The following is a 12699-nucleotide window of genomic DNA, read 5'->3' on the forward strand; positions in this document are numbered from 1 at the left end:
TAAGTAATTCAACAAGGTGACTGGCTGTTTAAGGCCAATCACCTTTAGCTAAGCTTTACGGGCGTTGTTTAAATTTAAGCAAGTTGTTTGCCTCATTGAATTTCACATCAGTTTCCAGTTCAAATAAAGTGATCAGTGTTTTTGCTATGGCATCGTGAGAGTTTTCTTGCTCAGCGAGTTGCCGTGTAGCTGCAATATCGATGTCTGAATTGACATCAGTCCAGACTACAAGCGGCACTTTAGTTTGACTATCTGGTGCAAATGAGTAAGGCAGACCATGCAGGTAAATACCATTTTCTCCCATTGACTCGCCATGGTCGCTGACATAAATCATGCTGGTTTCAAATTGTTCAGTGTTGTTTTTAAGTAAAGCAATAACCTGAGATAAAAAGTAATCGGTATACACAATAGTATTGTCATACGCATTGATGATTTCTTCATCACTGCATTGAGAGAGCTCTGCGGTTTGGCATGCAGGGCGATATATTTCAAAGGCTTTTGGATAGCGTTTGAAATAAGCGGGTCCGTGACTGCCCATTTGATGAAGTACAATAAAGATGTCTTTCGCTTGCTGGTCTATATACTCTTGTAGACCCACTAACATGCCTACATCACGGCATTCATCATCGCACAGGGTATTGTTCTGTGATGTCCTAAAATCTTCAAATTGTTGACGAATAGCCACACCTTTAGAGTCAGAGTTATTGTCACGCCACAGCACACTCAATCCTCCCTTGGCTTTGGCTAAAACATCAAAGGCATTTTCAGTCTTGGCTGAAGTATCCACGTCAAAATCATCACGGCCTGAAAACGAAAACATGCAAGGCACTGATATGGCAGTAGAGGTGCCGCAAGACGAAATATTGGGGTAATTAATGACATTTTCTTCCTGGCTAAGTAATGGCGTAGTGTTACGCTTGTAGCCGTTTAGCCCCCAATGATCGGCTCTCACTGTTTCACCTACCACCATAATAACGAGTTCTCGATGTATATCGCTAAGGGGGATTTGTGAGTTATTAGACAAAGTTGAGTAGGTTTGCTTACCTGAGGTTTTAAATTGGCCCCCAAGGTACTTGCCGGCAGAGTAGATAGCCTGAATAGGGTTTATGTAATAGCGTAATTCTTTATGTTGGCGAATAAAGCTGCTGAACTGGGCGCTAAAAACACCCATGCTTAAGGCAATCACAAGTACTGAGACTGCCAACAAGCCCGCGACTGTTTTTACTTTTCTAAGCCAAGCTGCAGGATTTTTTGCTGCGTTAATAGTCACTGAATTGATCAGAACTATTGGTACTACGCCAAGTAAAAGCAGACGCATAACGAGGTTAAGCGTGAGTAAGTCAGATGCCTCGGCCGCATTGGTTTGAAGGCTATTCCGGATCATTTCAACGTCAATGACTACGCCAAAATTGTCCGCGAAATAGGCACAAGTCACACTCACCAACAAGATAACTGCAAGGGCCCATCGCAGCGGTAAAAGACTATATACAATAGCGATAATCACAGTGTTCAAGGCCCAAATAATCGTCATTAAGGCCACTAAAAAAGCAACATTGTTTTGCACAATATATTCTTGCGAAAAATGCTCGATAAAACTGAGGTTGCTGGTCGCCGTGATAAACAGGCTAGAAAGCAAGATTAAGCTAAAAGGGCTTATGGTTATTTTGGTGAATACTGACCAGATAGACCTATGATTTAAATACATATTTTATTACTTATTAAGAGCTGCACTTTAGAAGGCTAATCTACTGCGCGATGCTTAAGTCAATCTTAAAGTATAGTAGAGATAAGGTTTTAACTGTCTTTATGAAGGGTATCGCGTAATTGTGAAGGCAAGGTGCCAAAAAGGGCTTTGAACTGGCGACTAAAATAGCTGTGTTCAGAAAATCCGCAGCGATAAGCCACCTCAACAATGGGAAGGCGAGTTTCAATTAACAGACGTCTAGCATTTTCTAAGCGGATTTCATTGATAAATTGTTTCGGGGTTTTTGACAAATATTTTTTGAAGCGACGTTCTAACGCACTGACAGATAAAAAGGCCGTTTGGGCGAGTTGCTCTACACAAATATCTTTGTGGTAATTTTCTCGCACAAATTCTACCGGTGCCTTAATTGCATCAATGCTTGATAACACCTGTGAGGTTTTATTCATTAGTTGAGTGAAACCATAAGACCCAACAATGTGTTGATTATGATCATAAAGAGGCCGCTTTGAGGTAGAGAACCACGCAAAGTCGCCGGTTTTCAACATATTTAACTCAATGCGGTCCGTGATCACTTGCCCATTCATAACGCTTTTATCATCGTTGATAAATTGTTTGGCAATATGAGGCGGGAAAAAAGCAACATCCGACTTACCATAAACCTGTTGCAGTGAATGAAGACCAATATGCTCAACAAATTTATTATTTGCATAAATGATTTCACTGTTGGCGTTTTTAATCCAAAAAATGATGTCAGGCAAGAGATCAAACATCGTTAATATTTGTTTTAAACCTAAAACGTTTTGCAGAAAATCTTGATTTTCTAAGGCTAATTTATCATTCATAACGCTTTGTTTATCTGTTTATACACCGAGTTAACGGGCGTAGTTAAGCACCCATAAGAGAGAGCTTCAAGGATCTTTTGTCTGTCTCATTAGATTCAAACAGATTTGATAATGAAGAACAGCAAGTGAACAAAGCCATTTACACTTTTCGTAAAAGTGCGCTTTAATCAAAGTGTCATACAGAGCATGTGTCCATGATTTTTTCATGAATTAAACTATTATTTTAGCCTGTATTCTTTTTCTAAGCGGCTGATATATCTGGCACTTCTGTATAAACTTTGCTGTAATGTTGAAAATTTTCGAGGGCTATCAATACAAATGCGTATAGGTTGGCGAGAGTACATAAAACGCCGGTTCAAAAGAGCCTCCAAGTACCACAGTGTTGGTATTGAATTTGGTATTGAAGAATTACAAATCAGCACATTGCAACTGATTGAAGGCAAATTGAATTGGGTAAAACAATCGAAAATTCAGATAACAGATTGGGCAAACCAATTAAAACACTATGTTGACAAACATGAGCTTCACAACACGCCGTGTCGAGTTACCTTATCTATTGCCAAATATCCCCTTTTACAACTTGATAAACCAGCCGTTGAAGAGAGTGAAATTAATCAAGCTCTACAGTGGGTTGTAAAAGAGCAGCTTGGCCAAGATATTGAACTGGCAATCGATCATTTTGAATTACCCGCATCGCCAGCAAATGCTAAAAAACTTTATGTAGTAAGCCTCCCGAAAGACGAAGTAAAGGTCATTCGAAATGGAATACTGGCGGCTGAACTGAACTTAGAAGCAATTACGATAGAAGAATTGTCAGCCTGTCAGCTTCTGCCAAATTCTGAAGAAGCCAGCGTCTTTTTACACCAAGATATTGGTGATCAAATCAACCTTAGCATTGTTAAAAATGGCCTTCTGTATTTTTCGAGAAGACTAAAAGGCTATGAAAACCTATCTAGTTTTTCAGAGCAGGAATTACAACTAGGCATCGCTGATAATTTAGCCTTAGAAATTCAACGTTCTCTTGATTATTTTGAGAGTCAGCTGCGTCAAGCGCCGATTAAAAGAGCTTATGTTGCCCTCGATTCGCCATTTCAACAGACAATCGTCAACTTAATTAAACGCGAGATTTTAATCGATATGGTATTGCTAAGCCCTTCGCTAGCAAAGGCTGATAGCATTTCCGCCAAAACTACCCATTTTGCAAGTGTGGGGGCGGCCCTAGGGCTAAGCAAAGGTAGTAATATCTCATGAAAACGACAGTAAACTTATACAGTTCAGAGTTTCATCCTAAGTTACAGTTGCTGTCTTTACCTTTAGCACTATCAGTTTGGCTAATCTTATCGCTAGTATTACTTGGTATTTATCTATTTGATTATTTTAAACACGATGAACTTAAGGCGACACTGAGCAAAATAGAGCAAGAACAAAAAGAGCAAGCTATAGTGCTAAAAAGCATGCAAACTGAGTTTGCCAGTATTAAAGCGGATGAAAAGCTGAATCAACTTGTTGATGAGCAACAGCGCAATTTGGTTTTTAGAAAACAATTATTGCGAGACGTGCTCGGTCAAGAAGACCTAAAATCTAAAACGTTTTCTACCTTAATGCTCGACTTGGCTAATCACCACCAAACTGGGGTGTGGTTAACGCATATATTAATTGATGGCTATGACGTTAAATTGGCTGGCTCTGCTACAGAATCATCCCTTGTCCCGAGTTGGCTAAGTGGCTTAAGTGCAACAGAATATTTTAAAGGGCAGCAATTTTCAGAGGCGCGGTTATTCAGAGACGCAGAGCAAACCCTTAACTTTGTCATTTCTAGTGAGGTTCAAAGTAACGACTCAAGTAAAGGAGGGCAAGCAATTGAGTAAGGCTGTCAATACCTCTTTTCTCAAGATCTACAGAGAGTTTGAAAAACTATCTGTTCGAGAACAAGTGCTACTTCTGTTGTGCGGCTCAGGGGTGGTGGTGTTTGTTTTTTACATGCTTTTGATACAGCCACAATCAGAAGCGACGGAAAAAACCCTTCAGCAAATTGAGCGTAAATCCAAGGACTTGAATACCATTGCTGCTCAAATGGCTGAGTTAACTGACGGGTTAGCTATTGATCCAAATTTTGCTGCTCAAACAAGGCTTGCCGATATTCAGCAAGCACTCTTACAAACAGATGAGGCTTTGGCCCAGCAAACAGCGAATTTAGTCCCCGCAACTAAAATGCCGCAAGTACTCGAGAGTGTGTTAAGCAACTCCAAGAAGTTAAGGTTACTCAGTTTGCAATCCATTGCGCCTGTCGCGCTTAATGCAAGTCAGTCTGATGCAGAGAATAGCCAGCTGGTGTTATATCGACATGGGGTGAAGCTGGTGTTATCGGGCAGTTTTTTTGAGATCCAAGGTTATTTGCAAGCGATTGAGTCATTGCCCTGGCAATTTTATTGGAAAAAGTTTGATTACCAAGTAGAGCAACACCCCAATGCCAAAATTGAATTGGAGTTGTACACTTTAAGTACCAACAAAGCTTTTATAGGGGTATAGATGAAAGCTCATGAAATGTGCGTAATGATTTCGTTGCTATTTTCCGCTGAGATAGGGGCTGAGACGGTGTTTGCAAAAAATAGTGTTATAAAAGAATTACAGGACCCAACTAAACCTGCTAAATCCCAGCTAGGCCTAAATGACAATGAGCAACATAACCGTACCATGTCTTTGTCTGCTATCTTTATCAGTGAAAACGGTAAACACGCTATTATAAATGGTGAAACGTGTATTGTAGGGCAAACAATTTCAGGATTTGAAGTGCTAGAAATTAGTGCAGATAAAGTCGAATTGCGTGGCCCTGAGGGCAATGAAACGCTTTTCTTTAATAACATTTCGATTAAAAAAGATGCATATAATGGCTTTTAGGAAAACAGTTTTATTCACCTTAGGTGCCTTAGTGTGTGCATGCCAAGCACCGCAAAAAAAATCGCAATCCTCAACCGCGATGGATGCGGCCATTGCTGAATATGCCCAAGAAGTGCCAAACGCACCTAACAAACTAGATACCTTGCCTGCCGCGGTTACTCAGGCCTTATTGCCGGACTTAAATAACGCAGAACAACCTTTTTTTAGCGAATCAAAATATGACATTAGCGCTCACCAGCTTGATGCCGCAACATTTTTTTCGGGGATTGTGCAAGGCACACCTTACAGTGTCGCGATTCATCCAGAGGTGTCGGGCACCATTTCTTTAGAGCTAAAACAAGTGGCTTTAGCTGATATTTTTGACTTGGTTTCTGATTTATATGGCTACGACATTCAGCGCAAGCAAAATATTTACCGTATCTATCCGGCTGGTTTACGCACTGAAACGATACCTGTTAACTATTTACTCATGAAACGTGATGGTTCAACCCAAACCAGTATTACCTCTGGTGGTGTTTCCCAGGGGCAAGGTAACAACAATAATACCAGCAATAGCCAGAATAATTTTTCTGGCAATTCAAGTAATCGCAACAGCAGTAATAACAATAATAATATGGGTACAAACAACAATGGCACCAATATCGCTACCAGCACTGAAACTGATTTTTGGAAAGAGTTGCTCAGCACCTTAAAAACGATGGTTCCTGAAGAGCAAGGTAAAAATGTAATGGTAACGCCACAAGCAGGGCTTGTTACTGTGCGAGCCATGCCTGATGAAATTCGGGCGGTGAAGAACTTCTTAAATGTGTCTGAAGAAATTGTCCAACGCCAAGTTATTTTAGAGGCGCGCATTATCGAAGTGTCATTAAGTGATGGCTATCAGCAAGGGATTAACTGGAATCAAATACTGAGTCATGTTGGCAGTACCGATGTACAGTTCTCAACTACCTCAGGCAGTATTGGCGATAACATCAGTGCCGCTTTAGGCAATATCACTAGCTTGTCATTTATCAATAAAGACTTCTCCGGGGTCCTTTCTTTATTGTCGACACAAGGCAATGTGCAAGTACTGTCTAGCCCCAGAGTGACTGCAATAAACAATCAGAAAGCGGTCATTAAGGTGGGTGACGATGAGTATTTTGTAACCGATGTCTCTAGCCAAAGTACTATTTCATCTAGCACAACTTCCGTAGTACCCAATATTGAATTAACGCCATTTTTCTCCGGTATTGCTCTAGATGTAACACCGCAGATAGATAAAAACGGCGGCGTCTTGTTACACGTTCATCCCTCTGTGATTGAAACCCAAGAGCAAGAGAAAATCGTTACCTTAAATCAAGAGCAATTTATCTTACCCCTGGCGCAAAGCAATATTCGAGAATCTGACACCATTATTCATGCTAAATCAGGCGAAATAGTGGTAATCGGTGGTCTGATGCAATCTATTATTTCTGAATCAGAATCTAAAACACCATTGCTGGGTGATATTCCGTTTTTCGGCAATCTGTTCCGTTCGAAAAAAGACTCAGAGATTAAAAAAGAATTGGTTATTTTGCTTAAACCGACGGTCGTTGATACTCAAACGTGGCGCAAGCAGTTGCAGCGCAGTCGTGACCAAATGGCAGATTGGTTGCACGTGGAGTAACTATGTACCTTTACCATTTTGGTATCAAAGAGCTGCCCTTCACACTCACGCCGAACACCAGCTATTTTTTTGGTCTGCCCAGCCATAAAGAGGCCATTGCGGTGTTAATGACAGCACTCAAATGTGGAGAGGGTTTCATTAAAGTGACGGGGGAAGTGGGTACAGGCAAAACCTTAATTTGTCGCAAGTTATTAAACGAGCTACCCGATCACTTTGTGGCCGCTTACATTCCCAACCCTTCTTTAACACCAGTTGAATTAAGACGGGCAGTGGCCAGTGAGCTCAATGTGGAATTGACCGCCTTAGTGGATCAGCAAGAGTTTACGCATCGGATTCAGCAACGGCTGATTGAAATTCATCAGCAAAACCGCTCAGCAGTATTGATTATTGATGAAGCACAAGCTTTGCCTATAGAAAGCATCGAAGCCCTGCGATTGATGACTAATCTGGAAACCGAGTCTCGCAAACTCTTGCAAGTGGTCTTGTTTGGTCAGCCTGAATTAGACCAAAAGTTAGCGTTGCCGGAGTTAAGGCAACTGAAGCAGCGAGTGACATTCTCTTATACCTTGCGTTTGATGGATGCTGATCAAGTGTATCAATATGTCAGACATCGCATGAAAATTGCCGGTTATAGTGGCGTAGACATTTTTTCTGCAAGTTGCAGTAAGTTATTATTTAAAGCCAGTAAAGGTACCCCTCGAATCGTGAATATACTGTGTCATAAAGCGCTGATGCTCGCATTTGGAGAAGGTACTTATCAAGTATCTACTGAGCACCTTAAACTGGCTATTAAGGATACAGAAGCCACGCAAAACCTGCGAGGTGTAAGTTTTTATGCGCCACTAATAGTGGGTGTGATGGCTATATTGGTAGTGACGTTAATTGTGTTTGAGTGGCCACTATAATGAGTGTAGTGAATAAAATGCTGCGAGACTTAGAGGCTAGGCAAAGCCAAGATGAAACAACGCCAGCCAACTATGTGCCTAGGGTGAAACCCGCAAAAGCGCAGATGTGGTTGACTGCGCTAGGTGTGTTAATCCTCATTGTTTTGCTCTACATAGGCTTCAACTTAATTAAGAACTCGACTCATCTGCTTAACAATACAAATGTAAGCAATGAGGAAAGCCATGTTGAAATGCTCACCAATACTCGTTCTTTGTCAGCGGATGAGGTACTACAAAATCAAAAGGCTGACGTTGAACCACCGGTTTTACTAAGCCCCGATAAGGTCAGATTATTGGCCGCGGTAACAGAAGAAGCTGCTGGCTCTCAAAAGGTAATTCAAGTCCTCAGTGATGAAAAGCCAGTTGTATTACCTATATCAGCAGCACCAGCACAGACACAAGCTGAGATTACTCCGCTAGTAAACAAGGAGAGCCCGTCAATCAGTGAGGGCAAAGGCGCGTTCACGATAAAAGACAGTACTCAGGCTAGTCAGTCAGTTAATCTTAAACAACGAACACAAGATGCAATTACTGCAGGTGACAGTGAGTTAGCCATTCGTTTATTAAAAACGTTAGTGCAGCAAGAGCCCGACAACATTGACGGTGTTAAAAAGCTCGCCTCGTTATTATTTGCTCAGGGTAATAGTGTTGAAGCGAGTCAGTTATTGCAACAGAGCCTGCAAAACGTTCCCTCAAGAAATGATTTACGCTTGATGCTTGCCCGCTTATCTGCCAGTCAAGATAAGCCTAGCGCTGCACTAGTTATCCTCAAAAGCACGCCTGACGAACGCCTATTAGACGAGAGTTTTTTGGCGTATCGTGCTGCATTGGCTCAGCAGCTTGGGGATGCCGAACAAGCCCAGTCAGACTATCTGAGATTAACTGAAATAGATAAGCAAAATGCACGCTGGTGGCTTGGCTTAGCGATTACACATGACAAATTCGGCGCGCAGCAAGAAGCGCTAAAAGCTTATCAAGCAGCACTCGGTTTAGCACAGCTAGAGTCAACGGTTAACGATTTTATACGGCAGCGACTCAAGGTTTTGGAGGGGGCACAATGAGCGCAATAAGTCCAAAAATAAAAATCCGCTTAGGCGACTTATTAGTCAATCAAGGGGTTATTTCTGAAGAGCAATTGATGCAAACCTTGGCTGTGCAAAAGCAGTCAGGTCGTAAGCTTGGGGTTGAACTTATTGAATTAGGGTTTGTAACTGAAAAACAAATCCTTAGCTTATTATCTCAACATTTAAATGTGCCATTAGTGGATATTGCCAAGTACAACATCTCACCTAGTGCCGTAGGTTTATTGCCCGAAGTACAAGCCCGCCGTTATCGCGCCATAGTGCTAGATGACAAAAGTGATCATCTATTAGTTGGCATGAGTGACCCTGCAGACTTAGCGAGTGTCGACCTGTTGTCCGGCTTGTTTGCCAAACCGATTAAGCTAGCGGTAGTCAGTGATAGCCAGTTATTGCAAGCCTACGACACCTATTATCGACGGACAGAAGAAATTGCGTCATTTGCCCAAGAGTTAGCGGAAGAATATGAGGAAGGCAATGACTTTAATTTAGATGCCGGCGTCATGGGCGAGCAAGATACCGCGGTTGCACGTTTGCTCTCTTCTATTTTTGAAGACGCAATGCAAGCTAAAGCCTCTGATATTCACATTGAGCCAGACGAACACTTACTGCGCATTCGGATGCGAGTTGATGGGGTATTACAAGAAAACGTCATCAAAGAGAAGAACGTTGCCTCAGCGTTAGTACTTCGTTTAAAACTGATGTCAGGGCTGGATATTTCTGAAAAACGTTTGCCACAAGATGGTCGTACGCACATTAGAATTAAAGGGCACAACGTTGATGTCAGAGTATCCACGATGCCGATTCAAAATGGTGAATCGGTGGTGATGCGATTGCTCGACCAGTCTGCTGGTATATTAACCCTTGATCAAACGGGTATGCCGGCTAGTTTGTTAAACCGTTTTCGACGTTTATTAAAACGCCCCCACGGTATGATCTTGGTAACCGGACCTACGGGCTCAGGTAAAACCACCACACTTTATGGCGCCTTAAGTGAACTCAACAGCGCCGCAACTAAAATTATTACCGTTGAAGATCCGGTGGAATATCGTTTGCCCAGAATTAACCAAGTGCAAACCAACAACAAGATTGGCTTGAACTTTGCCAAAATACTCAGAACCACCTTACGCCAAGATCCCGATATTATTATGGTGGGCGAGATGCGTGACCAAGAAACCGCTGAAATTGGTTTACGCGGCGCACTAACCGGACACTTAGTGTTATCAACCTTACACACCAATGATGCGGTCAGTAGCGCAGTTCGTCTTATCGATATGGGGGCGCCGGGTTACTTGGTCGCTAGTTCTTTAAGGGCTATTGTGGCGCAACGATTAGTCAGAAAAATCTGTGAAAACTGCAAGGAGCCTTACCGGCCCGACAAAGAAGAGCTGTTGTGGTTGAATAGTTTAGACAGTAAGGCAGCAGACCTTAACTTTAAACATGGCAAGGGATGTTCAAATTGCAGTCATACCGGTTATCGGGGGCGGCTTGGCGTATTTGAGTTGTTAGAAATGACCGAGAACATGATGAACGCATTGAAGCTCAACAACACCAGTTTGTTTGCCGATGTCGCTAAACAAAGTCCGGGTTTTGTGCCCTTAGCAAAAGTGGCCTTAACATATGCCAAGATGGGCATTACCTCGGTGCATGAAGTGCTTAAATTAAGTGAAATGATAGTAGAGCAAGTGAATGAGGATACTACTCAAGCAACAACTGTTTCATTGGAGCAAGAGCTTGCAGAAGTTGCCCATGTTAAAAAAGAGGCACCAAATGACACTTCATTAACGCAACACCCAAGCTTTGAATTGGAGCCAATACCCAAATCGGATGACCACAATGGCCCAGTTTAACTACACTGCTCGTAAAAGTTCTGGTGAACTTGTATCCGGTATATTGGAGGCCGGCGATGCCGCCACCGTCGCGCAAGTACTGGCAGGTAGAAGCTTTGTACCCTTGACTATTTCTGAACAACAGCAAGATGTTGTGACCTTAAATAGCGAACTTTCTTTTTTTACCCCCAAAGTGACGTTAGATGATTTGGTGATTTTTTCGCGGCAAATGCACTCCTTAGTCAAGTCAGGTATCCCTATTTTAAGGGCTGTAAAAGGGCTAGCTGATACAACGGCTTCTAAACGAATGGCTCTTGCCTTGGAAGATGTAAGTTTACAGCTTGAAAGAGGTCGAACTCTGTCTGCAGCGTTAAACATGCATAAAGATACCTTTAGCCAGTTATTTATCAGTATTGTTCATGTGGGCGAAAATACAGGCAGGCTTGATGATGCCTTCATACAGCTATCGTTTTATTTAGAACGTGAGCAAGAAACCCGTAAACAGATCAAGGCCGCCACCCGTTATCCTTTGTTTGTTATTTTTGCCATCATTATTGCTATGGTAATAATGAATATTGTGGTCATTCCCATTTTTGCCAATATGTTTACGTCATTAGGGGCAGAACTGCCCCTAATGACACGTGTTTTATTGGCCACGTCGCATTTTTTTACGACACAATGGCATGTGTTATTACTGGGTACGTTGGCCGGAGCGTTTTTATTACGCCGTTATCTACACACGCCCTCAGGACAGTACAGGTGGGATAAACTGAAACTCCGTTTACCCATCGTCGGTAATATATTTGAACGAACCCTACTTGGGCGTTTCTCACGAAGTTTTTCCATGATGTTAGTGGCTGGCGTTCCCATGACAAGCGCGCTTAACTTAGTTGCAGAGGCCGTTAACAATACTTTCATGGCCGAGCGTATTATCGCGATGCGAAAAAACATTGAAAAAGGTGAGAATCTCTCTCGTGTAGCAGCGGGCAGTCAGTTATTTACTCCGCTCGTGTTACAAATGATCAGTGTGGGAGAAGAAACCGGACGGGTCGATGAGCTACTAGCCGAAGTGGCAGAATTTTATGAGCGCGAAGTCGATTATGATCTAAAGAGTTTAACGGCTAAAATCGAACCAATTTTGATTTCAGTTGTTGCAGGCATGGTCTTAGTATTAGCCTTAGGCATTTTTACGCCCATGTGGGATATGATGGGGGCGATAAAAGGCTAACCTTATGCAAAAAAATCAAGCGAGTGAGGAGCGTAATCGATCCGTCTTTTTTAATGTCAGTGTCGTTTTTGTGTTTGTGGCATTGATGGTGATTTTTATTGTGTATTTTTATGTCACGGCCCCCAATATAAAACGGGTAAATTTAGATAACTTAGCCAATAGTTTTACCACCAGCGTAAACAGTGCGCATTGGCAGTGGCAAGCGCAAGGTCGGCCAGAAATTATTATTATGAGTACCTTTGCGCCGCGGTTGGATGATGAAAAAACCCTGGTTGAAGTCGACAAACACCCTGTTTTCATGAATGCCCAGGGCTGGCCCAAGGCCGAATTTACTGGCCAAGGCTGTGAAGAAATTTGGAGTATGGTGTTAAATACATCCCTACAAAGCGAGGGGTTTAGGGTGATCGCAGAGTTTTACGACGGTGTAAAACTCAGTGGTGATACTCTGCAAAGCCGGTGTCGATATCGGCTATCAACGGGGCAGTATTTCGAATATAAAGTGTTCACCGGTGAAGTGATTAAGCATTAG

Annotated in this window: 12 protein-coding genes; 10 read left to right on the forward strand and 2 right to left on the reverse strand. The window is 42.3% G+C overall.

Features of this window, described 5'->3' with window-relative positions; translation table 11 throughout:
• Window positions 1–55: 55 nt before the first annotated feature.
• Both NWQ57_RS12820 and NWQ57_RS12825 read right to left on the reverse strand, forming a co-directional pair.
• Window positions 56–1705 carry a phosphoethanolamine transferase gene (locus NWQ57_RS12820; RefSeq protein ID WP_306022545.1) on the reverse strand — a complete coding sequence of 550 codons (1650 nt, stop codon included), beginning with the start codon at window positions 1703–1705 and terminating at the stop codon, window positions 56–58.
• Between the two features lie 89 nt (window positions 1706–1794).
• Window positions 1795–2547, reverse strand: coding sequence for an AraC family transcriptional regulator (locus NWQ57_RS12825; protein ID WP_306022546.1), 753 nt, complete (start codon window positions 2545–2547; stop codon window positions 1795–1797).
• A 318-nt stretch (window positions 2548–2865) separates the two neighbouring features.
• Here NWQ57_RS12825 and pilM point away from each other — a divergent pair, with 318 nt between their 5' ends.
• From pilM to NWQ57_RS12875, 10 genes are read left to right on the forward strand one after another with little or no spacing between them, the layout of a single operon-like run.
• Complete coding sequence (gene pilM / locus NWQ57_RS12830; RefSeq protein ID WP_306022547.1) at window positions 2866–3798, forward strand: type IV pilus biogenesis protein PilM; 933 nt, start codon at window positions 2866–2868, stop codon at window positions 3796–3798.
• Window positions 3795–4415: a PilN domain-containing protein gene (locus NWQ57_RS12835; protein ID WP_306022548.1), complete on the forward strand. Its 621-nt coding sequence runs from the start codon at window positions 3795–3797 to the stop codon at window positions 4413–4415. Before pilM ends, NWQ57_RS12835 begins: the two co-directional genes overlap by 4 nt.
• Window positions 4408–5076 (forward strand): type II secretion system protein GspM, encoded by a 669-nt coding sequence (gene gspM, locus NWQ57_RS12840; protein ID WP_306022549.1) that lies wholly within the window; start codon window positions 4408–4410, stop codon window positions 5074–5076. The genes NWQ57_RS12835 and gspM overlap by 8 nt, the downstream gene beginning before the upstream one ends.
• A complete protein-coding gene (locus NWQ57_RS12845; RefSeq protein WP_306022550.1) occupies window positions 5077–5445 on the forward strand; it encodes a hypothetical protein in 369 nt (122 codons plus the stop codon).
• Window positions 5435–7090 carry a pilus (MSHA type) biogenesis protein MshL gene (gene mshL / locus NWQ57_RS12850; RefSeq protein ID WP_306022551.1) on the forward strand — a complete coding sequence of 552 codons (1656 nt, stop codon included), beginning with the start codon at window positions 5435–5437 and terminating at the stop codon, window positions 7088–7090. The genes NWQ57_RS12845 and mshL overlap by 11 nt, the downstream gene beginning before the upstream one ends.
• Window positions 7091–7092: 2 nt before the next feature.
• Window positions 7093–7995: an ExeA family protein gene (locus NWQ57_RS12855; protein ID WP_306022552.1), complete on the forward strand. Its 903-nt coding sequence runs from the start codon at window positions 7093–7095 to the stop codon at window positions 7993–7995.
• Window positions 7995–9095 (forward strand): lipopolysaccharide assembly protein LapB, encoded by a 1101-nt coding sequence (locus tag NWQ57_RS12860; RefSeq protein ID WP_306022553.1) that lies wholly within the window; start codon window positions 7995–7997, stop codon window positions 9093–9095. The genes NWQ57_RS12855 and NWQ57_RS12860 overlap by 1 nt, the downstream gene beginning before the upstream one ends.
• Before the next feature lie 5 nt (window positions 9096–9100).
• A complete protein-coding gene (locus NWQ57_RS12865) occupies window positions 9101–10963 on the forward strand; it encodes a GspE/PulE family protein (protein ID WP_306022556.1) in 1863 nt (620 codons plus the stop codon).
• Entirely contained in the window at window positions 10950–12170 is a 1221-nt protein-coding gene (locus tag NWQ57_RS12870) for a type II secretion system F family protein (RefSeq protein ID WP_306022554.1), read from the forward strand. Before NWQ57_RS12865 ends, NWQ57_RS12870 begins: the two co-directional genes overlap by 14 nt.
• A gap of 4 nt (window positions 12171–12174) precedes the next feature.
• Window positions 12175–12699, forward strand: a complete 525-nt coding sequence (locus NWQ57_RS12875) for a hypothetical protein (protein ID WP_306022555.1) — start codon at window positions 12175–12177, stop codon at window positions 12697–12699.

Origin of the sequence: Paraglaciecola sp. (assembly GCF_030730205.1) — a bacterium.
Classification (GTDB): Bacteria; Pseudomonadota; Gammaproteobacteria; order Enterobacterales; family Alteromonadaceae; genus Paraglaciecola.